At 54.9% G+C, this 22,115-nt stretch carries 18 protein-coding genes; 8 read left to right on the top strand and 10 right to left on the bottom strand.

Annotation, left to right across the window (positions count from 1 at the left end):
* Positions 1-27: 27 nt before the first annotated feature.
* Both ybbP and ybbA read right to left on the bottom strand, forming a co-directional pair.
* The gene (ybbP, locus tag EO763_RS06390) at positions 28-2,457 is read right to left on the bottom strand and encodes a putative ABC transporter permease subunit YbbP (protein WP_161528436.1); all 2,430 of its coding nucleotides are present in this window, start codon (positions 2,455-2,457) and stop codon (positions 28-30) included.
* Positions 2,454-3,185: a putative ABC transporter ATP-binding protein YbbA gene (gene ybbA / locus EO763_RS06385; protein WP_010307452.1), complete on the bottom strand. Its 732-nt coding sequence runs from the start codon at positions 3,183-3,185 to the stop codon at positions 2,454-2,456. Before ybbA ends, ybbP begins: the two co-directional genes overlap by 4 nt.
* On the opposite strand from ybbA, the gene tesA reads away from it, so the two are divergent.
* The 3 genes from tesA to EO763_RS06370 all read left to right on the top strand — a co-directional run bounded on the left by tesA (position 3,111) and on the right by EO763_RS06370 (position 5,561).
* Positions 3,111-3,791 carry a multifunctional acyl-CoA thioesterase I/protease I/lysophospholipase L1 gene (gene tesA / locus EO763_RS06380; RefSeq protein ID WP_208852007.1) on the top strand — a complete coding sequence of 227 codons (681 nt, stop codon included), beginning with the start codon at positions 3,111-3,113 and terminating at the stop codon, positions 3,789-3,791. The two genes, ybbA and tesA, sit on opposite strands and share 75 nt — an antisense overlap.
* 28 nt (positions 3,792-3,819) lie before the next feature.
* Positions 3,820-4,590, top strand: a complete 771-nt coding sequence (locus EO763_RS06375) for an SDR family oxidoreductase (protein ID WP_039540426.1) — start codon at positions 3,820-3,822, stop codon at positions 4,588-4,590.
* A gap of 110 nt (positions 4,591-4,700) precedes the next feature.
* A complete protein-coding gene (locus EO763_RS06370) occupies positions 4,701-5,561 on the top strand; it encodes a thioredoxin family protein (protein WP_161528434.1) in 861 nt (286 codons plus the stop codon).
* A gap of 432 nt (positions 5,562-5,993) precedes the next feature.
* On the opposite strand, the gene EO763_RS06365 is transcribed toward EO763_RS06370, so the two are convergent.
* Positions 5,994-7,187: a nicotinamide mononucleotide deamidase-related protein YfaY gene (locus EO763_RS06365; protein WP_161528433.1), complete on the bottom strand. Its 1,194-nt coding sequence runs from the start codon at positions 7,185-7,187 to the stop codon at positions 5,994-5,996.
* Between the two features lie 220 nt (positions 7,188-7,407).
* On the opposite strand from EO763_RS06365, the gene tyrP reads away from it, so the two are divergent.
* Positions 7,408-8,616, top strand: a complete 1,209-nt coding sequence (gene tyrP, locus EO763_RS06360; protein WP_161528432.1) for a tyrosine transporter TyrP — start codon at positions 7,408-7,410, stop codon at positions 8,614-8,616.
* Between the two features lie 262 nt (positions 8,617-8,878).
* On the opposite strand, the gene EO763_RS06355 is transcribed toward tyrP, so the two are convergent.
* Complete coding sequence (locus EO763_RS06355) at positions 8,879-9,418, bottom strand: YfaZ family outer membrane protein (RefSeq protein WP_103198888.1); 540 nt, start codon at positions 9,416-9,418, stop codon at positions 8,879-8,881.
* Positions 9,419-9,667: 249 nt separating this feature from the next.
* Here EO763_RS06355 and EO763_RS06350 point away from each other — a divergent pair, with 249 nt between their 5' ends.
* A complete protein-coding gene (locus EO763_RS06350) occupies positions 9,668-9,880 on the top strand; it encodes a catalase (RefSeq protein WP_244322067.1) in 213 nt (70 codons plus the stop codon).
* Position 9,881: 1 nt separating this feature from the next.
* On the opposite strand, the gene menE is transcribed toward EO763_RS06350, so the two are convergent.
* The 6 genes from menE to menF form a co-directional block, all read right to left on the bottom strand.
* Positions 9,882-11,351, bottom strand: coding sequence for an o-succinylbenzoate--CoA ligase (menE, locus tag EO763_RS06345; RefSeq protein WP_161528431.1), 1,470 nt, complete (start codon positions 11,349-11,351; stop codon positions 9,882-9,884).
* Positions 11,339-12,310 carry an o-succinylbenzoate synthase gene (menC, locus tag EO763_RS06340; RefSeq protein ID WP_161528430.1) on the bottom strand — a complete coding sequence of 324 codons (972 nt, stop codon included), beginning with the start codon at positions 12,308-12,310 and terminating at the stop codon, positions 11,339-11,341. Before menC ends, menE begins: the two co-directional genes overlap by 13 nt.
* Positions 12,310-13,167: a 1,4-dihydroxy-2-naphthoyl-CoA synthase gene (gene menB, locus EO763_RS06335; protein WP_010301311.1), complete on the bottom strand. Its 858-nt coding sequence runs from the start codon at positions 13,165-13,167 to the stop codon at positions 12,310-12,312. Before menB ends, menC begins: the two co-directional genes overlap by 1 nt.
* A 5-nt stretch (positions 13,168-13,172) precedes the next feature.
* Positions 13,173-13,988, bottom strand: a complete 816-nt coding sequence (gene menH, locus EO763_RS06330; protein WP_161528429.1) for a 2-succinyl-6-hydroxy-2,4-cyclohexadiene-1-carboxylate synthase — start codon at positions 13,986-13,988, stop codon at positions 13,173-13,175.
* Positions 13,976-15,658 carry a 2-succinyl-5-enolpyruvyl-6-hydroxy-3-cyclohexene-1-carboxylic-acid synthase gene (gene menD, locus EO763_RS06325; protein WP_161528428.1) on the bottom strand — a complete coding sequence of 561 codons (1,683 nt, stop codon included), beginning with the start codon at positions 15,656-15,658 and terminating at the stop codon, positions 13,976-13,978. Before menD ends, menH begins: the two co-directional genes overlap by 13 nt.
* Positions 15,659-15,903: 245 nt before the next feature.
* Positions 15,904-17,226, bottom strand: a complete 1,323-nt coding sequence (gene menF / locus EO763_RS06320) for an isochorismate synthase MenF (RefSeq protein WP_161528427.1) — start codon at positions 17,224-17,226, stop codon at positions 15,904-15,906.
* A 330-nt stretch (positions 17,227-17,556) separates the two neighbouring features.
* Between menF and EO763_RS06315 the strand changes: the two genes are divergently transcribed.
* The 3 genes from EO763_RS06315 to rcsB are packed head-to-tail and all read left to right on the top strand — an operon-like array spanning position 17,557 to position 22,086.
* On the top strand, positions 17,557-18,726 hold the full coding sequence (locus EO763_RS06315) for an MFS transporter (RefSeq protein WP_161528426.1): 1,170 nt from the start codon (positions 17,557-17,559) through the stop codon (positions 18,724-18,726).
* Between the two features lie 16 nt (positions 18,727-18,742).
* Positions 18,743-21,427: a phosphotransferase RcsD gene (rcsD, locus tag EO763_RS06310; RefSeq protein ID WP_161528425.1), complete on the top strand. Its 2,685-nt coding sequence runs from the start codon at positions 18,743-18,745 to the stop codon at positions 21,425-21,427.
* Positions 21,428-21,435: 8 nt separating this feature from the next.
* Complete coding sequence (rcsB, locus tag EO763_RS06305) at positions 21,436-22,086, top strand: response regulator transcription factor RcsB (RefSeq protein WP_005976164.1); 651 nt, start codon at positions 21,436-21,438, stop codon at positions 22,084-22,086.
* Positions 22,087-22,115 lie beyond the last annotated feature (29 nt).

Below are 22,115 nucleotides of genomic sequence, written 5' to 3'. Positions count from 1 at the left end.
AAGAGATTAACGCACCGTATATAAATTTTACCCCGCGAATTGCCGGAATAGCGCTTTACCGCGCAAGAGTCGTAGCCCCAGCCAGCCGCCGCAGAGCGACAGAAGGAACGCCGCAATTAACGGGAGCGTTATCCACATCCCGATATTCGGTTCCCAGGCAAAGTTAAAGACCTTACGCTGCAACAGCCACAGGGCCGATTCTGCGCCAATCGCCGCTGCCGTTCCCGCAACCAATCCCAGCACCGCAAATTCACACCACAGCGTGGTACGCAGCAGGCGCAATCCGGCTCCCAGTGTGCGGTATACCATCAATTCCTGACGTCGCTGGCGCATCCCGACCTGAATCTGAGCCAGCAACAGCAGTACACCGCAGAACAGAACCAGAATGACCATAATCTCCAGCGCGCGACTCACCTGCTGCAAGACCTGCCCAACCTGACGCAGAATACTGCCGATATCCAGCACGCTCACCGTCGGGAACTGGCGGTTCAGCTGCGTAATCATCTTCTCATCGCCATCGTAGCGGAAGCTGGTCAGCCAAGACTGTGGCTGGTTATCCAACGCCCCCACGGGGAAAATAAAGAAGAAATTCGGACGCAGGCTCTCCCAATCAACCTGACGGAAGCTGGTCACCGTGGCGCTAAACGGCTGCGTGTCGCCGGTGAAGGTCAGCGTATCGCCAATCTTGATGCCCATCTCTTTGGCTTCTTTCGCTTCCATCGAGACTTCACCCGTCTTCGGCGCTTCGCCTTCCACCAATACGTTGTGCTGTGGAATCCCGTTCATCCAGGTCAGGTTCAGCTCACGGTTCACCGTGTTACCGCCCGGATCGTCCTCGTGGATCACTTCCGTAGCAACCTGCTGATTAATCTCCGTCAGGCGTGCACGAATAATCGGGAAGAACTGCTCTGGCGTCACGTCATGCTGAGAAAGGAACTCCCTCACCTGCGGCACCTGTTCCGCCGTGATATTCAGCAGGAAATAGTTCGGGCTGCTCGGCGGCAACTGCTGCTGCCAGCGCTCCAGCAAATCACCGCGCATCACTAACAGCAACGCCAATAGCATGAACGACAACGAAAACGCCGCCAGTTGGCTGAGCGTCGACCACGGCTGACGCAGCAGGCGATTAATGGCCAGACGCAACGCCAGTCGTTTAACCGTCAAACGCCGTAACAGCAGCAGACCGCCCCAGCCAATAACACCCAGCAGTAGCGACAACACCGCCACACCGCCGAGCAGCGACCACAGCAGCACGCCGCCACCGGACAATACCGCCAGCAGCCCGACAACAATAATCAGAACAATCGGCAGGTAATAGCGCAGCGGCCACACGTTCGCCACCACATCCTGACGCAAAACGCGCAGCGGCTGTGTCGCCAGCAGCAGTCGATACGGACGCAGCCCAACCAGCAGGGAGATCAGCACCAGCGATCCCAGCGCCCATACCCACGGCCACAGCCCGGATGCAGGCAATGCAGCGGGCAGCACCGGAGCCAGCATTTTCATCAGCAGCGCCTCAAACCCAAGGCCGAGCACGCTACCGCAAACCGCAGCCAGACCCAGCACGGAAAGCCACTGCCCGATAATTAATCGCCTCAGCGCTTGTTTGCCAGCTCCCAGCGTTTTCAGAATGGCGACCAAATCATAGCGGCTGCGGCAGTAGTGCCCCATCGCCACCGCAACCGCAGCAATAGACAACAACAGCGTCAGCAGCGCCGACAGCAACAGGAACTGCTGCGACCGCTTTAACGACTGGCTCAGTGCACCTTCGGAATCTTCCATGCCATACCAGCGCTGATCGGGCTTGAGCTGTGGCTTGATGAAGTTGCTAAATTCGCTAATTTGCTTCTCATCGCCGGAAAACATGTAGCGCCAGGTAATACGGCCCCCCGGCTGAATCGCCCCCGTTTTCTCGACATCGTCCAGATTCATCAGAATACGCGGCGCGGTCTCAAACGGATTGAAGCCGGCATCCGGTTCCTGAATCAGTTCACCGCTGATGCGCAGCGAGGTATCGCCGACATCCAGCATGTCACCGACTTTCAGCCCAAGCAACGCCAGCAGGCGCGGGGCCACCAGCACCGTTCCCGCTTCCGCATGCAACCCTTCAGGGCGCGTCTGCAAATTGCCGTACAGCGGATAACGCTGGTCAGTCGCTTTAACCTGCGCCAGTTGCGGTGTATCGCCCGCGAACGTCATGGTCATGAAAGAAATCTGTCGGCTGAGCGTCAGTCCGCGCTGCTGCGCGTCCAAAAGCCAGTCTTCCGCGACAGGCCGCGACGCACGCAGCACGCGGTCGCCCGCCAGAAAATCACGACTCTGCTGGCTGAGTCCTTTTTCCATGCGGTCGCTGATCGTGCCCAACGCCAGCACGCAGGCCACGGCCAGCGTTAGCGCCAACCAGACAATCAATAAGGAAGGAGAGCGCCATTCGCGCCAGAACCATCGCCAGATCATGCGTCCTCCCGCAGCTTGCCGTCGACCAGACGCAGGCGCCGCTCGCAGCGGGCCGCCAATTGCTCATCGTGCGTCACCAGAATCAGCGTGGTGGCATAATCACGATTGAGGGAAAACAGCAGATCAACAATGCGCTCACCGGTTTTACGATCCAGATTCCCGGTAGGTTCATCGGCAAACAAGACGTTAGGACGACCGCTGAACGCGCGAGCCAGCGCCACACGCTGCTGTTCACCACCAGAAAGCTGAGCGGGAAGATGATGTAAGCGCTCACCCAACCCGAGCTGCTGTAAAAGCTGCTCAGCCTGTCCACGACTATGGCTGTCACTTTCGCCGCGCAGCAACGCGGGTAATTGCACGTTCTCTAGCGCATTCAGCGTCGGCACCAGCATGAAAGACTGGAAGACAAAACCGACATGCTGGGCACGCAGCGCCGCACGGCCTTCTTCATCCAGTGCGCTCAGCGATTTGCCCATCAGACTAACGTCGCCTTCGGTGCCATCATCCAGCCCTGCCAGAATTCCCAGCAAGGTGGATTTCCCCGAACCGGATTCACCAATCAGGGCAATTGTCTGCGCAGGTTTGACAATGAGCTCAACTCCGGTAAGGATGGAAAGCCGATTTTCTCCTTGACCAACGTGCTTACTAAGATGATGAACTTCAAGAATGTTTTCTACGTGCGCAGTTTTGCTTGGCGTAGCACTCGCTGGGCTGGTCTTCGCAAACATGTTTTCGTCCTTTTGCTTCTGGGATTATGCAGCGTACGCGCTTTCGCCGCTGACACATTATTAATTCTGGGCGATAGCCTCAGTGCGGGCTATCAGATGCCGATCGCTAACGCGTGGCCAACGCTATTGAACACGCAGTGGCAGACGCAGAAAAAAGGCGTCGCGGTGGTTAACGCCAGCATTAGTGGAGACACCACCGCACAAGCGCTAGCGCGTCTTCCTACCCTGCTGAAACAGCATCAGCCGCGTTGGGTGTTGATTGAACTGGGCGGCAATGACGGGCTTCGGGGATTTCCCGCACAAAATATTGAGCAGGATCTGGCGAAAATCATCACGCTGGTCAAACAGGCTAATGCCCAACCGTTGCTCATGCAGGTTCGTTTGCCGACCAACTATGGCCGCCGCTACACCGAGTCATTCAGCAATATCTACCCCAAACTAGCGGAGCAGTTTGCGCTTCCTCTGCTGCCTTTCTTTATGGAGCAGGTGTATCTTAAACCGGAGTGGATGATGGAAGACGGCATCCATCCTACCCGGGATGCCCAACCGTTTATCGCAGAATGGATGGCGGAGCAGCTGGAACCCTTAGTTAACCATGAGTCTTAATAAATAGGCTTTTGAATTAGGTAAAGTTATGCAAAAAACGGTCTTCATTACGGGTTGCTCCAGCGGTATTGGCCTGATTGCCGCTCAGGATCTGCAAAAACGTGGCTATCGCGTGATTGCGGCCTGCCGCCGCGCAGAGGATGTCGCTCGTCTGACTGCGCTCGGTCTGGAAGCGATTACGCTCGATCTGGATGACAGCGCCAGTGTTGAACAGGCCGCTGCGGAGGTGATCAGACTGGCCGATAATCGCCTGTACGGTTTGTTTAACAACGCCGGATACGGTCTGTATGGCCCGTTGAATACCATTTCGCGCCAGCAGCTTGAACAGCAGTTTTCCAGCAACCTGTTTGGCACGCACCAGCTCACACAGCTATTATTACCCGCGATGCTGCCGCATGGTGAAGGCCGCATCATCCAGACCAGTTCCGTGCTTGGACTGGTGTCTACACCGGGTCGCGGTGCGTATGCCGCCAGCAAATATGCGCTGGAAGCCTGGTCGGATGCGTTGCGTATGGAATTACACGGCAGCGGCCTGCACGTCAGCCTGATCGAGCCCGGCCCGATCAGCACGCGCTTTACCAATAACGTGGCACAAACGCAGACGGACAAACCGGTTACCAACCCCGGCATCGCTAAACGCTTCACGCTGCCGCCGGAAGCGATCTTGCCGAAGCTCCACCATGCGCTGGAAAGTTCGCGGCCAAAATTACGCTATCCCGTGACGCTGGTGGCTCACGCCTTAACCTGGCTGCGTCGTTTGCTACCGGGGTGTCTTCTGGATAAGGTATTACGAGGATAAGGTCGCAGAGGGCGATGTATTGCGCACTCTCCTCTGCACAAGGCTTGTAAGTCACACCGACAGGCCCCATCTAAGAGTCAAATGAATTCAAGAAGTAAGAGAGACTACTCATGTTAGAACAACAAGCGACTATCGTTGACGTCAATGAATCCAACCTGCATCAGGTGTTGGAACACTCCATGACACTGCCAGTCCTGTTTTACTTCTGGTCGGGGCGTAGCCAGCACTGCCTGGAGCTGGAACCGGTGCTGGACAAGCTGGCGCAGGAATACGCAGGACAGTTTGTTCTGGCGAAGGTTGATTGTGATACCGAACAGCGCGTCGCCGCACAGTTTGGCCTGCGCTCAATCCCAACCGTGTATCTGGTTAAAGACGGGCAGCCGCAGGATGGTTTTCAGGGTCCACAGCCGGAAGAGGCGATTCGTGAATTGCTGAAACGCGCGCTACCGAAAGAAGAAGAGCTGAAAGTCGCACAGGCGCAGCAGCTGATTCAGGAAGACAAACTGCCAGAGGCAATGCAGTTACTGAAAGACGCCTGGCAACTCAGCCAGCAGCGCAGCGACATCGGTCTGATGCTGGCGGAAGTGCAGATTCAAATTAAACGCAGTGAAGAGGCTGAGGCCGTGCTGGCCACTATTCCTTTGCAAGATCGAGACACGCGTTACCATAGCCTCGTGGCGCAGATTGAATTGCTGAAACAGGCGGCAGACACGCCGGAAATTCAGCATCTACAGCAGCAATTGGATGCCGATCCGCAAAATGCGGATCTCGCGGTACAGTTGGCTCTGCAACTGCATCAGGTCGGCCGTAACGAAGAAGCGCTTGAGCTACTGATGGGATTCCTGAAGAAAGATCTGGCCGTCGCTAACGGCAGCGCACGTAAAACGCTGATGGACATCATGGCCGCCCTCGGCACCAGCGACGCCCTCGCCGCCCGCTATCGTCGGCAGCTCTATTCGTTATTATATTGATTTATCTTGTGAAAAAGGCCAGAACATTGATTCTGGCCTTTTTATTTTCAGGCAAGCATTAGCCATCGGCTTATAGACTTATCGTCTTATGCTAGATTGATGTGATGGTTTCGGGCGTGCTAACCCGGCGTAAAAATTGCGCTGAGGTGAGCGTTACCGCCGAGTGAGCGGCATGGACGCCGCGAAAGCCAGTGCCGCGTCGGGAACGCGTCACTGGCGGCTCGACAAGCGGGAACGATCGCCGAAGGCACCGCGTAGCGGCGTAATTCACGCCAAAAAGCCTAGGGGTCACGGGGCGAGCGGCGCTTGAGACGCCCCGTGTCGGGCGCGTGCTATGAAATAGCATGAAAATGACGGTATCATCGCGCACGAAACAGCCTCAACAGTGACATAAAAATACGACTCAGAGGCAGTCTTAGATCCCCCCGCTGACTACAACGTCTCCAACACCGTGATCCAACCATGTCCGCCGTAGACAGACCAGCCATTTAGCCAGCGGCGCAGCATGTTCATCGCCAGCATCGCAACGACTTCCTGATGGGTTTTCAGGCTGTAGCGCTGTACGTTGAACTGTATCGTTTGGGCAAAAGATCCTTCCGGCGTATACAGCGCTAATGACAGCTCCGCATCGTTCCGGTTCCCCACGACCAGCGCTAACGACGCACCCTGACGCTCCGCCAGATGGCGAGCATAGTCCACTAACCCAGACAGGCTGGTATCCTCAACGTTTGCCAGCAGTTCTCCACCCGCCAGCGGAACGTTCGCCGACTGGAGCTGCCAATTGAGCAATCCTGCCGTGAAGTGTTCACTCACAGCCAACGTCATATCACGCTCGGCCAGACGCCGTGCCAGCTGTGCCGGTAACCCTTCGGTTCCTTCAAAGATGGTATTTTCCCCTGCCACGGCGCACACCGTTTCCCACAGTTGCTCCATGTTTTCCTGCTGTGCAGCAGGGCCGGTCAGCTTCAACTCGATAATCGGCATAGAAGAGCGGTAGCCCAGCACCACGCCCGGCGGTAACGCCATGCCGTCCAACTGGCTTGCCAGATCGCTCTCGGAGCGGCCAAAGGTGGTCAGGCGTAGGCACAGTGGGGCATCGGCGACAGCAAAGCGCTCGCGCAGGCGCGGCATAATTTGCTGGTCGACCATGACCTTAAACTCAGACGGCACGCCCGGTGTAAAAAACATCAGGCACTTGTTCAATTGCAGCGCGAAACCACAGGCGGTGCCCACCGGGTTATCCACCATTTCCGCGCTTGCTGGGATTTGCGCCTGTTTGCGGTTGCTCGGTGCCATCACTCTGCCACGATCGGCAAAGAAAGCCTCCATACGCGCCAGCCATTCCACGTGCTCAACCAGCCCTTCTCCTGCGGCGGTGGCCGCCGCCAATGCGCTGAGATCGTCGCTGGTCGGCCCCAGGCCGCCGTTCACAATCAGGATATCGGCTATCTGGCTACGCTGCGTTATCGCAGTCACCAGCGCATCGAGATCGTCCCCCACCGTCATCCGGCTGGTCATCGGTAATCCCTGCTGAAACAGATAATCCGCCAGCCAGGCCGCATTGGTATCAATAATCTGACCATGCAGCACTTCATCGCCGGTACATAACATCTCGACCCTAAGCATTTTTTATTCCTCGTGACGATCCTGAAACCACTTTAAAAAGTCGCATGAACAAACACAATGTTTCTTTCTGCCTGCCCGATAACGTATCGCCTCCGACGCCCCTCACTCCAGTGTAAATATAAAATTACACCCCTCGTAACGGCGTTTTGACAGAAATCACTGAATACTCTACCCTGCTGCCAAAAATATCTGGATAGCCACGCTATTTATAGAGGAATAGGTGAAAAATCGTACTCTTGGCAGCATTTTTATCGTTGCAGGCACCACTATCGGAGCTGGAATGTTGGCGATGCCGTTAGCCACCGCAGGCGTCGGATTTGGTACTACATTGATGATATTGATCGGTCTGTGGGCACTGATGTGTTACAGCGCCTTATTGCTGGTTGACGTGTATCAGCATCAGCCGTCGCACACCGGGCTGGGCACGCTGGCAAAAATATACCTCGGTCGCTGGGGACAGTGGATTACCGGCTTTAGTATGTTATTTCTGATGTATGCGCTCACCGCGGCCTATATCAGCGGCGCAGGCGAACTGCTCGCCAGCAGTATCAGCCAATGGAGTGGCTACTCACTTCCACTGTCCGCAGGCATTCTGCTCTTCACGCTGGTTGCTGGCGGCGTCGTCTGTATCGGAACATCCTCAGTCGATTTGTTTAACCGCATCCTGTTTAGCGGCAAAGTGCTGATGCTCGTCATCATGCTGGCCGTCATGGTTCCCCATATTCAGCGCGTCAACCTCTTAACGCTGCCGCTGCAACAGGGTCTGACACTCTCGGCATTACCCGTCATTCTGACGTCGTTCGGCTTTCACGGCAGTATCCCCAGCATCGTGCACTACATGGGTGGCGACAGCCGTAAGCTGCGCCGGATATTCCTTATCGGTAGCGTGATACCGCTGATTGCCTATATTTTCTGGCAGCTCGTGATGCTGGGCAGCCTCAGTTCTTCAACATTCAACGCTATTTTGGTCGATCAGGCGGGATTGAATGGGTTGATGCAGGCTATTCGCACGCTGGTTGCCTCACCGCACGTTGAACTGGCCGTCCACCTGTTTGCCGATCTGGCACTGGCGACCTCTTTCCTCGGCGTGGCACTTGGACTTTTCGATTATTTAGCCGATCTGTTTAAACGTAAAAATAGCATCATCGGGCGCGCGCAAACGGGCTTACTGACCTTTATTCCCCCGCTGGTGTTTGCCCTCTTTTATCCGCAAGGGTTCGTGATGGCGCTGGGCTATGCGGCGATTGCGCTGGCCGTGCTGGCATTGCTTATTCCGGTCTTGCTGAGCTGGCAGGTGCGCAAACAGCGCCCTGAAATACGCGCGACGCGCGGTGGCGCACCGGTCTTGGCACTGGTCTTCACCAGCGGCGTCGCCATCATCCTGATCCAACTGGCGATGGTGGCAGGCTGGCTACCGTCAATCAGTTAACCCTCCGTGCATAAAAAAACGCTGGGAGCGTTTTTCAACGTCGCTTGCGACGGCCCGCAGGGTGACGGACAAGGATGTCCGTCATAAAAAAAGAGCGTGAACTCAACATTCACGCTCTTTTTTCTTTCGAACCACTATACCCTAAATAATTCGAGTTGCAGGCAGGCGGCGACGCAGTGAATCCCTAGGAGCTTACACAAGTAAGTGACTGGGGTGAGCGAGGAAAGCCAACACACCTGCGGCTTGAAGTATGACGGGTATATTAGAAGTTCAGACCAACGCCAACATAGGCAGAATCCGCCAGTCTGTTATCTGGGCCGTTCTCGCGCGCCATATTGATGTAGCGGTAGCCGACATCAACGCTCAGCGGTGCAAACACCTGCCAGCGAACGCCCGCTTTCCCTTCAACATAGTGATCGACATGGCTGGAGAAGGCATCTGGTGAATAGTAACCTTCACCATACAGCGAGAACTGACGGCTCAGCGGCCACTGCACGCCACCGCCCAGTGCGACGCCATAGCCATCATTACCGTGATCCTGATTCAGGTACAGCGCTTTACCGCCCAAAGTCAGCTTGAGTGGACCAACAGGAATGGTGTATCCCAGACCGAAGCCGTATACGTCATTGTTGTTGTCGCCGTGGGCGTAGCTTACATTACCCGCAAGCCCAGGAATGCCCAGACCGAAGCCCGCACTGGCGCCTGCGTAATCGCGACCCGCTTCCCCGGAAAGGCTAATGGCATGTACAGAAGCACTTGCAAGCAACAGGCTTCCCGCACAGGCAATCACAAACTTTTTCATTTTCAATATCCTTAAAAACCGTCGTTAAACGCGCGTGTAAAGGTGTTATCGTTGCCGATTCTACCCGAAACGCCCCCTCACTCCAGCACGAAATTGCCCTGAGCAGCGATTTATTCTTTTAATAATCATGAAAGTTTGCCTTCACCGTTGCTGACAATGGCAGTAATAAGTGCCACCTATTTGCTCAAAAAAGACAAAGTGAACAATAGTATTCACCATGGATGACAACAAAACAGGCAGAAGGAAACAATGATGAGAGAAGAAGAATTAGCCGCAGGAAAGCGCACCACGGCGATAGATCCCCCTCACACAGTGAGTTCCGACAGACACAGCCCGATGCGGTTTCAGGACAGGTGGTTTCTGGAGAAGCTGGCGCTGTTTGATCGTGAAACCAGCGCCAATAATCAGACCAGTCATCCACGAAAGGTGGCGAAACCCAGCACCAGCGCACCGGACAACTAGCCTACGGACGCACTGCGCGACCTGTTGTGTTGGGCGAATGGTGCGTTGCATTGACCCAGCTTTTCACCTGCTGGCGAGAAAGCTTAATCCCACCATTTTTCAGTTCAACAGGCAGCGCATAATACGCGACCGGACGCTGAAATCCGGCAAGCTGCGGCTGTAGCCAATCGCGTATCGCATCAAGCGTCGTGGTTTGTGCCACCTCCAATACCGCAACAGGACGGTGGCCGAACTCCGCATCGTCAACGGGCACAATGCAGGCCTGTTGAACATCGGGATGAGCCAACAGCACGGCTTCGATATTCTCGGGCTGAATCCCTTCCCCGCCGCTGAAAAATTGATTATCCAGACGCCCCAGAATGTGCCACTCACCTTCAGTCAGTAGCCCGCGATCCCGAGTGTGAAACCAGCCGTCACCATCGACGAGTGGAATCAGTTTTCCGTCACGCCAATAGCCAGCGGCCAGCGTGCTCCCACGCAGCAGAATTTCATCCTCTACCAACCGGATCTCTCGCCCGTACAGCGGCATGCCGACGCCCGAACGCCCGTCAGCACGTTTCGCGCAGACCGTGGACGCCAGTTCCGTCAGACCATAGCCACACCAACAGCTGACGCCTCGCACTTCCGCCTGTTGCGTCAGCGCCTGCGGGATCATCGCGCCGCCGAGCAATACGGCCTTTAATGCCGTGGGGAATGTCCCCTCTGACAGCAGTCGCCACAGTTGCGTCGGTACCAGAGAAGCATGGGTGCAATCGCGCAGCGCACTATCCAGAGGCTGATGCGCACGGACAACAATCGTTGCCCCAGTCACAAGCCAGCGCCAGACAATGCCCTGCCCGGAAACGTGAAAGAGCGGAAGTGACAACAGCCAGCTGTCGCTGGCGGAAAATGCCATCATCTGAACCACACCTTCCGCGCTGGAGAGATGGGCAGCAAACGAATGCACCGCTGCTTTTGGCATCCCGCTAGAGCCGGATGTCAGCGTCAGCGTCGCCAGCCGATCGGCCTGCCAGCGTAGTCTATCGATACGGCGGCTTTCCTTGGCATCACACAGGGGTAAAGAATCAGACGGCAGAGAAAGCGTGCGTACAGCCTTCGGCCACGATTTATCATTCAGGCACAGGCCATACGTTACATTCAGCGCAGGCAGTAGCGCCTCGGTTAATGCATCAGGTAACTGTGGATTCAGCGGCAGTACGCGCACGCCGCACTGTAACAGCGCCAGATAGCTGAACAGCATCTGGACGCTATTTTTCCCGCGTAGCGCGACCGTACTATCGGCCATAACGCCCTGCTGGGTGAAATGCTCTGCCAGTTGATCCACCCGCTGGGCAAGCGACTGCCAGCTCCAGCGGGTTTCATCTTCAATCAATGCGACAGATTCATTCAACGAAACAGACTCATTCACCGAAACAAACTGGGGCGTCTGGCTAGCCCAGTGTCGCCACGGCCAGTCAGTCAGGATTGCCATACCACGTCCAGTTGCTCAGCAGCCAGCAGCGGCAACGCGCTATCCGGCCAGCGTTGAATCACCTGCGCCTGCATCAGATCCAACGTGTCCAGCCCTGGAACCGTGTCCGGCGTCAGCCAGTGTGCCAAACGCGCCAACTGCGTTAAGCCCAGACTGGATTCGATGCTGGAGCTGATCACCGCCGTTAATCCAGCCTGATGCGTTTCCTGCACCAGCTGTTGGCAGCGTGCGAGACTACCGACCAGCGTAGGCTTGATCACAATCGCGCTCACGCCCGGCTCGGCTTCTACCCGAAAATCCGCCTCGCGCACGCTTTCGTCCCAGGCAATGTTAATGCCCGTTTCCCGCGCAAACTCGCGAGATTCTTCACGGGTTTTGCAAGGCTCTTCAAGAAAGGCAATGCGCGAACGCAATGACGGGGCAACATAACGAGCGAAGCCGTCGGCTTTGGCTCGCGTCCAACTGCGGTTGGCATCCAGACGGAGTTTCAGATCCGGCAAGGCTTCCAGCAGCACGTTAACGATCATGCCGTCACGCACCGCTTCGTACAGACCGACTTTGATTTTTGCCACTTTCTCACCCGGCATCGCCTGTAGCATCTCAAACAGCTCGTCAGGATCGCCGCTGCACAATGGCGCTTTGCGATAGTCCGCCGCCTGCGGCAGATGTCGATCCAGCTCGGCCTGCGCACAGCTCAAGCCAAAGGCAACAGAAGGCGGAAGATCGTCAGAAAATGCCTGTCCTGCTGCCCACGATTGTAGCTGTTCAAGCGCGGCGGACTCCGCCTCTGCCAGCGTTTCCACGCTGAACTCCGGCAACGGCGCAATCTCGCCCCAGCCCAACCGCTCGCCGTCTTGCAGGCGAACGATAAGTCCATCGCGGGTTTTCAGACGCTGATTGCGCAGCACCACTCCGGCTTCCATCGGCACGCTGTAACGATAGAGAGTGACCTGACGCATTACGGATTCCGTTTGAATTTGCTGAAGTCAGGCTGACGTTTTTCATTGAACGCGTTGCGGCCTTCCTGCCCTTCGTCTGTCATGTAGAACAACATGGTGGCGTTACCCGCCAGCTCCTGCAAGCCCGCCTGACCGTCGCAGTCTGCATTCAGCGCCGCTTTCAGGCAGCGCAGCGCCATTGGGCTGTTTTGCAGCATTTCACGGCACCAGCGCACAGTTTCTTTTTCCAGATCCGCCAACGGTACTACCGTGTTAACCAATCCCATATCCAGCGCTTGCGCAGCGTCGTACTGACGGCACAGGAACCAGATTTCACGCGCTTTCTTCTGACCCACGATGCGCGCCATGTAAGAAGCGCCCCAGCCGCCGTCAAAGGAGCCGACACGCGGACCCGTTTGACCGAAGATAGCGTTTTCTGCCGCAATCGTCAGGTCACACATCATGTGCAGAACGTGTCCACCACCGATGGAATAGCCTGCGACCATCGCGACAACTGGTTTCGGACAGGTACGGATCTGGCGCTGGAAATCCAGCACGTTCAGGTGATGCACGCCGCTGTCGTCCTGATAACCGCCGTAGTCGCCGCGTACTTTCTGATCGCCGCCGGAGCAGAATGCTTTATCGCCCGCGCCGGTCAGGATGATCGTCCCGATGCCGTCATCGTGGCGGGCATTATCGAGCGCCTGAATCATCTCTTTTACCGTTTGCGGACGGAACGCATTGCGTACCTGAGGACGGTTAATGGTGATTTTGGCAATGCCATCGATGGATTTATGGTAGAGGATATCGGCGAAGTCGCCGCTGCAATCGTGCCATTCAATCGGTGCATAAAGCAGGTCTTCACTCGGATAAAGCATAGTTATCAATCCTTAACGGGATGCAAAAGAAAAGAGCGAACTCGCTCGGCATAGGCCGTTGGATTCGCCTGATGAGCATTATGACCCGCCTGAGGCACACTCAGTAACGGCAGGCCGTATTGCGCCGCCAGCGTTTGAAACTTCACGTCGCTGGCACCGCATAAGTAAACAAAAGGTATCGACAGGTGCTGGAGGCGTTCCACCAAAAAAGGCTGCCGCCCCAGCGAGGTGGCTTCCAGCATTGCCGCAACGGACGCACCGTGATTGGCGCTGCGGCGAGCAACCAGCTGTTCACGCTGAGTAGAATCAACATCGGCAAAGACCGCCTGCTGATACCAGTCCTGCAAGACCGCTGGCAGCGGTTCCTGACGAAAACGCTGCACCCAGCGTGTATCATGGTGGATGCGTTCCGTACGCTGCGCGGGCGTTGCCAAGCCGGGATGTCCGCCTTCGACCAGCAGCCCCAGCATGCCGTCATGCTGCCCGTTGCAGGCGTGATACATTGCGATACGCCCACCGAGCGAATAGCCTAGCAACCAGTAATTCTCAATGCCTTGATCCAACAGCGTCTCGCTTAACTGGCGGCTGACATCGGCAAAATCTGTTGTGGTTATCGTTCGCGACGCGCCGTGTCCGGGTAAATCCACCAGCAGCACGGGCCAGTCACGACAGAACGGCAGGATGGGCTGCCAGTCCTCACCGCTGCCTAATAAACCATGCAGGCACACCAGCCACGGCTGCCTCGGAGCCACCGCGCCATGCGTCACTTTCCGGCAGCCTAGCCCTTGAAAATCTATCCCTTGAAACTCTAGTGCGCCCACGTCGCCACCTGAGCGACCAGTTCATTGAGCGTTTCCGCGCCGTCCTTCGGCTCAACCACCACTTCCAGCAGCGTGACGCCGCCCTGAGCCCAGCAATCCGCTACCGTACCCGCCAGCTGTTCCCAGCTCTCGGCACGTACGTAATTCAGGCCAAACATCGCGGCAGCGTGCCCGAATTCCACATTTTGCGGCATGCAGTAAAACGCTTCACGCTGTGCAACCGGCGTCGGCAGCAGGGAAAATATCTGGCCGCCGTTATTGTTCACCACGATCAACACCAGCGGCGCGGGAGACTGACGCAGCAACGCCAGCGCATTCAAATCGTATAACGCGGAAAGATCGCCGACGATGCCCAGCGTGGTTTTTGACGTAGCACGCTGTACACCGGCCAGCGTGGAAATCAGGCCATCAATGCCGCTGGCACCACGATTACCGTACACCGGATATCCCTGCGGGAGCTGCGCCAACGCGTCGATTAGACGCACCACGAGACTATTGCCGACAAACAGTTGCCCATCCGGTGGCAACAGCGCTGGTATGCGCTGCGCCAGCTGTGCCTCACCAAAGCGGGAAGCCAGATGTGCGTCGACCTGCCGCCGCGTTTTGTCGGCAATATCCACCAGCAAATCCGCCCACGATGCTTGTTTATGTGCGGGATGCGCAGACAGCCATTCACCCACGTCCGCCACCAGACGGCGTCCGCGATGGTGAGCCGGATCCAACCGTCCCGGTAGATCATCGATTAACCAGAATTCTTGCGGCTGGCACTGTTCCTGCCATTGCAGCAGGCGCTTACCCGTCAGGCTACCGCCGAACTGCAAGACAATTTCCGCCTGCTGTAAGCGAGCCGCTGCATCAGGATGCGCGAGCCAAATATCCGCACAAGGTAACGGCTGCCCACTTTGCGACAGGACATCACCAATCAGCGGCCAGCCCAGTTCGTTCGCCCACGCGGCGAGTTGCGCCCCTTGTTCAGGGCTCACGCGACCGGCGAGGACAACGCCCCGCTTCTGTCGCCACTGCAACCAGTCCGGTTGTACCGCCAACGTACTCTGGCGCATTTCACGCAGCCAGGGTTCACGACTATTCCACCAGTCGCCCAGCGTCATCAACCAGTCCTGATACACCGTGCCGTCATCGGCACCGTAAAGCGGTTCGGCAAAGGGACAGTTAATATGCAACGCACCGTGCATCAGCCGCGCCATTGCACTATCCACAGAGGAAACCAGCCAGCTAGCCGGAATATCGGGCGTAGGGCGTGGCAAATCCAGCGTCAGCGTGGGGTGTGAAGCATACAGTGCATGTTGACGAATCGCCTGATTTGCACCGCAGTCAATCAGCTCCGGCGGGCGGTCGGCCGTCAGAACCACCAGACGTTCACCGGTCAACCCCGCTTCAATAATGGCTGGATAAAGATTCGCGGCAGCGGTGCCTGACGTCACGATAATCGCAACCGGCTCACGCGAGGCTTTTGCCAGCCCCAGCGCCAGATGCCCGAGCCCCCGCTCGTCAAAATGCGTGTGGCAAATGAGTGCGCGATTATCCGCCGCAGACAGCGTCAACGGCGTAGAGCGAGAACCAGGCGCGATGCAGACATGCCGGACACCGTGGCGGGTCAGCGATTCCAGCAGTAATGTAGCCCAGCGGCGATTAAATACACTTGTTGACATGTTGTACTCAACAACTCAGGTTGCAGGTTATACCCGTTATACTTCAAGCCGCATCGCGCTGTTCAAAACGCTAACGTTTTGTCGCGCAACTCGAATGATTTAGGGTATTAAGCAAATACTAATGATCAAACTGTTGGCGGTCTGGTTGCCCTTCGGCAAACATCGAGATCAGCCTTATTATATTTTTTTTTATCACGCTGACTTTGATATAAACCAGTACCTCGCACAACAACCCTAAAACAAAACTATGACATATCACCGTCTAACAGGGATCTTAGCCCTGCTGCTTTGTTTTCTAACTCCTGCCATTCTTGTTCTGGATCAGAACCCGCCACAATTCCGGCACCGGCATAGAGCGTTAAAACATGATCTCGCACTTCGGCCGAACGTAGCGCCACGCTGAATTCAGACTGCTGACGCGAAAGGTAACCTGCGGAACCTGCGTACCAGCCGCGTTCAAACGGTTCATGTTCGGCAATAAAACGGCGAGCCTCTTGCCTCGGCAGACCCGCAACGGCTGCCGTAGGCTGTAACGCATTCAGGCACGCGCTATCGGATGCAGTGCGCAGCGTGGCGTGAATGGTACGGCGCAGATGCTGTACTTTACGCAGGCGCACAATTTCCGGCGGCATGACATCCAGCGACAGCGCGGACTGCTGTAGCCGCTGGCAAATATCATCCACCACCAGCATGTTCTCGCACTGATTTTTGGTGTCATTCATCAGCCAGTCGGCCAGCTCAGAAGCTTTATGCGCATCGCGATCGCTTGCCACCGTCCCCGCCAGCGCCTCGGTTTCCAATTCGGTTCCCCGCCGACGATAAAGCCGCTCTGGGCTGGAACCAAGAAACGCATGACGCGCATCGTGCGCCAACATGAAATGGTAACAGTGGTGATTCGCCGCTCGGCTGGCAGCCATAAAGGTGGTGGCCTGTAGCGGCTGCGTCAGCGTTAACGTGGTCGCCCGCGCCAGAACCACCTTCTCCATCAGCCCAGTATTAATGTCATGCAGCGCCCGCTGGAGAAAATCGATCCATCCCTGACGCTCCGGCTGATGCCTGACGGACTGCACTTCCGCATGCAAAAGAGGCTGCGACGCGGGTGGTAGAAGAAGATTAATAAACGCCGAGGCTTCAACGGCATCCTGTTGCAAGGATATGTCACTGAACAAATTAATACTCAGGCTGAGCGTATCATCCTGACATCGTAGTTCTGCCCGGGGCAAAAACAGGTAGCCGGATGACGCAACGTCGTCCTCTTTCGTTTGATTAAACGCGTTTAGCCCCCAGATGCGCACATCGGAATTGCATTGCTGCTGAGCAAGAAACGCCTCGGCGTCCTGAATGTGGCGAAACCCGCACACGTTGCCACACACGGCAGCTTCTTCACGATCCTGACGATGCTGCCAATAGAACTGGGGGTACACTGGCTGGATCGCCAGCCACGGCAATAGCTCAGACGCGTCGCTGAGGGCCAACGAGCGCGTTATTTGTCTGAAACCTGCGCGTTCAGGCTGTGGCTCGCGCAAATCCTGCTGCAGATGCCGCAGCAAGTCGGAAAGTTGTTTCACCGTTACCCCGGAGACCTAACACAAAGTAGGGGATTATACGGGAAAAAAACACGTCGTGGGTGAGAGGTTACGCAAGACCATAACGGTGAGCACGGACTGAAATCGCACCAAACGGCAAAACGGGTCGCGCGCATCGCTCTAAAATCCTATGACATCATCATTATTGCTTCAATTGACCGATTCTTTTGCCGATTATCTAATCGGCATTTTTTTGCCCGCGCCACGGCCCCACGCATCCCTTCTCCCCTTACGCCAGGATTCTTTCCATTCAGACCGCTAATTATGGTAAAAATAGGCCCTTGTTACATCGACCGGATAGCCTCGTTCAGGATGAGTACAACGTTGAATTCCAACCCGTTATGCATTAATCAGAATTTGCCAGGCAAGAAAGCACAGGCAGCCACGCGCATCGTTTTCTTTGTTGCGGGCTTTGCTATGGCTTCCTGGGCGCCGCTGGTGCCCTTTGTCAAAACGCGGCTGGCTATCAGTGATGCCTCTCTGGGGATGTTGCTGCTTTCTCTCGGTATTGGCTCGCTCTTAGCCATGCCGCTTACCGGTTTTCTCACCAGCAAACTAGGGTGCCGCAGCGTTATTTTGCTGGCAAGCGCGCTGCTTTGTCTGGTGTTGCCCGCGCTAACGCAGGCAGAAACGCTGCCTCTGATGGCGATAACACTGCTCTTTTTCGGCGCGTCCATGGGTATGATTGATGTCGCGATGAATATTCAGGCCGTCATCGTGGAACGGGCGAGCGGCCGGGCGATGATGTCCGGGTTTCATGGTTTCTTTAGCATTGGGGGAATTGTTGGCGCAGGCGGCGTCAGCGCCCTGCTGTGGCTTGGCCTGTCCCCGCTGATGGCGATTCTGGCGATTGTCGCGCTCATGCTGATATTTATGGCAACGGCGCATAAACACCTGCTGCGCACCACAAATCAAGATGACGACAGCCCGCTGTTTGTCATCCCGCGCGGCTGGGTGATGTTCATTGGCTCACTGTGCTTCATCATGTTCTTAGCCGAAGGTTCCATACTGGACTGGAGCGCCCTCTTCTTAACGGTTGAACGCAACCTGAGCGGCGCGCAGGCGGGCATGGGCTATGCGGCATTTTCCGTCGCGATGACGCTGGGCAGGCTGAACGGCGATCGCATCGTTAATGCGCTCGGCCGCTACGCGATTCTGACCGGTGGCAGCCTCTGTGCCGCACTCGGTCTGGTGTTAACGATCAGCATTGATAATGCGATAACCGCCATTCTTGGCTTTGTGATGGTGGGTATCGGCGCATCGAATGTGGTACCGATCCTTTTCAGCGCAGCAGGGAATCAAAAGATCATGCCGCCAAATCTGGCCATCGCCTCCATTACCACAGTGGGCTATGCAGGTATTCTGATCGGCCCGACCATTCTTGGCTTTATTGCACAGTTCAGCAATTTGGCTACCGCATTCGGGTTTGTCGCACTGCTATTGCTGGGCGTTAGCGCCAGTGCGCGTGCCGTTATCCGCTAATCAGGAGCGTTAATTGATGCCAGCCATGATCCTGCGTTATTTTTCACTCCTTACGGTGCTGTCGCTCCTGATTACCGGAACGTTCGGCTATAGCTACATCAACGATTTGCTGGCGGACAAAAAACGTTCTCTGACGACCATTGCTCAGGGCATACAAAAACGCGTCGATACCTATCGTTTTGTCACCTACCAAATATATGGCAGTCTGAACAGCGAACCGACCGCTAGCGACACCAACATCACCTCCATTAATTTAATGCCGAATGTTTTCTACGTAGAAAAAAATGGTCAGAAAACGGACGCGCTGATTTTTGGGCAACATGATAAAGGGACACTCACCTCGGTTCGCCGGATATCACGTTATCTTGATATTCTTTGGGGGGCGGAGAATAGCGTCTATTCCATGTATTACCTGAATGGCATCGACAACAGCCTGACGATGATTTCCACGCAGACGCTGAAAGATATCTCCTCGCAGTTCCGTGGGAATTATATTACGGTCATCGCCGAAGCCCGCCGGACGGAAATGCTCCAACAGGCGAATGTGCTAGACGAGCGCGAAAGTTTTTCCCCGCTGCGTAAATTACGCTTCTATAACGACTACTATTTTACGCTGCGCACCACATTCAATCAGCCGGGCCATCTGGCGACGATTCTGGCGTTCGATTTACCCATTAACGATTTAATCCCAGACACCATTCCGCGTGAGCATCTTATGCTGAAGCCGGATACGCCGGCGGCCAGCAATTTAGACAACAACAATGGCGAAGGTACGGCTGACATTCAGCTTCATGGTTCTAATCTTGAAATCTCCGCCACGCTCGTGAATGCACCAATAAAAATCGTTTTTCAGGTGCCTATAAAAGTCCTGATTATTGATTCATTGCGTAATAACGTCTGGCTTCTGCTACTGAATCTGGTTCTGCTGAGTTTATCCATCGTCGGCTTTTATCTTTTCCGTCGGCGGTATGCGCATCCCAGCGAGGATGTCTCTCATCAGTTGGAAAAGACGCTGAATATTTACCGAGAAACAACGGGTAGAATCCCGATGGGCGTACTGGTTTATGATTTCAGCAACAATAAAGTCGTCATCCAGAATGAGCGCGCAGAGCAGTTACTTCCGCACCTGAGCCTGCAAAAAATCACCAATATGGCGGACGAACATCAGGGCGTCATTCAGGTCACCATTAATAATGAGATGTATGAAATACGCCAAATCCGCAGCCAATATTCATCTGACTATTGTCTCTTCCTCCTGCGTGAACAGGATAAAGAGATTCAAGTGCAGCGGAGGCTGCTGCTCGCCCAGCGTGAATATGAAAAGAATATCCATGCCAGAAAACGGTTATTCCAAAACCTGCTCAGCGAATTCAAACAACCGCTGATTTCGCTGCGACAGCATATTCATGCGCTACGCCACAGCGATACAGCAACCGTACCGACACCCACGCTGGATCAGCTAACGGCAGATACCCGCAGTGCGATCGAACTGCTGGAAAATATCGCCTTGCATGAAAAGTTGGAAGCGCAGGAATGGACTGTGGTCAACGACAATTTTTCACTGCTGACGCTTATCGACCAGGTTCTCCTTGAGCTGCTGCCACGGTTGAATCAAAAAGGCCTGACCCTATTCCATCATTACAATCTGGATATGAATCAAACCTACGTGGGCGATGCAGAGCTATTGAAAAAGACGCTGGCGCTGCTGCTGAATTATGCGGTGACCAATACGGATTACGGCAAGGTTACGGTGTCGATTGATAGAAAAAATAATGAGTCGGATACGCTGATTATTCAGATCAGCGATACGGGAACGAATGTTTCTGGCAAAGAGCAGGAAAATATTCGGCATCCTTTCCTGCATCCTGCGACGTCCGATCGTTTCGGACAAAATTCAGGATTGACCTTATTTTTGTGCAATCAACTCTGTAATAAACTGGGCGGCGCGTTAACTATCAACAGTAAGGCTGGGTTAGGCACACACTATATTCTGACGCTAAAACTGGAACCGGAAGCGCTTCCCGTTGAGGAAGAAAAACTGCTGGATGGTATTACCGTTCTGCTGGATGTGACGTCTGATGAAGTACAGCATATTGTCGGCAATATGCTGACGGGCTGGGGCGCAAATTATCTGCTTAGCGATGAACGCCAGATTAATCAGGAAGCGGATATCTGCATGACTGACGATCCGGAGAAAAAAGCAGATTATACGCTGCTGTTGAGTCATGACGATGACACCGTAATGCCTTTGGGCCCGCGCCGTTTGCGGGTGAATTATAATATCAGCCACCTCCTGCAGGAGGCATTACTTAAGTTGATTGAGCTACAACTGGAAACATTACCCGATACGCTACAGGAAGGGGAACCGGATAGTGTCGAATTTTACGCCGCACAATTGGCATCAAGCGACTATTATTCGCTGTTCGTGGAGACAGTACCGGATGATTTAAAGAGGCTGTATACTGAAGTGGAAGCAGGCGATTTCCCGTCGCTTTCGCAGACGGCACACCGGCTGAAAGGCGTGTTTGCCATGCTTAATCTGCATCCTGGCAAACAGTTGTGTGAACAGCTTGAACAGCATATTACCGCGCATGATAGTGAACAGATCGAGGCTAACCTTCATGAAATTGAGAGGTTTGTCAATGCATTACTATCCCCAGTAGAACCTAAAGGGCAGCAAGGTAGCCAACAAGATGAGTAACCAAAACGATGAGTAACTTAAACGTAATTATTGCCGACGACCATCCTATTGTCCTTTTTGGCATCAAAAAATCGCTTGAGCAGATTGAATGGGTCAATGTGGTTGGCGAATTTGAAGACTCAACAGCGCTGATCAATAACCTACCTAAGCTGGATGCTAATGTTTTAATCACCGATTTATCCATGCCAGGCGATAAATACGGCGATGGTATTACCCTCATTAAATACATTAAGCGCCATTTTCCCCACCTCTCTATTATTGTTCTTACTATGAATAATAATCCGGCGATTCTGAGCGCAGTGCTGGATTTGGATATCGAAGGCATCGTACTGAAACAGGGTGCACCGACCGATTTACCCAAAGCGCTGGCGGCCCTGCAAAAAGGGAAGAAATTCACGCCAGACAGCGTATCCAAAGTGCTGGAGAAAATCAGCGCCAGCGGCTACGGCGACAAACGCCTGTCTCCGAAAGAAAGTGAAGTGCTACGCTTGTTTGCAGAAGGCTTTTTGGTTACCGAAATCGCCAAAAAATTGAATCGTAGTATTAAAACGATCAGTAGCCAGAAGAAGTCAGCCATGACCAAGCTGGGCGTCGAGAACGATATCGCCCTGCTGAATTACCTGTCTTCCGTTAACGGCGGCGCAACGCAGGTCGATTAAGTTTTTCCTCACCTGCACCAGCAGCCGCT

Origin of the sequence: Pectobacterium odoriferum (assembly GCF_009931295.1) — a bacterium.
GTDB lineage: Bacteria > Pseudomonadota > Gammaproteobacteria > Enterobacterales > Enterobacteriaceae > Pectobacterium > Pectobacterium odoriferum.
This window is presented reverse-complemented; position numbering and strand designations above follow the sequence as displayed.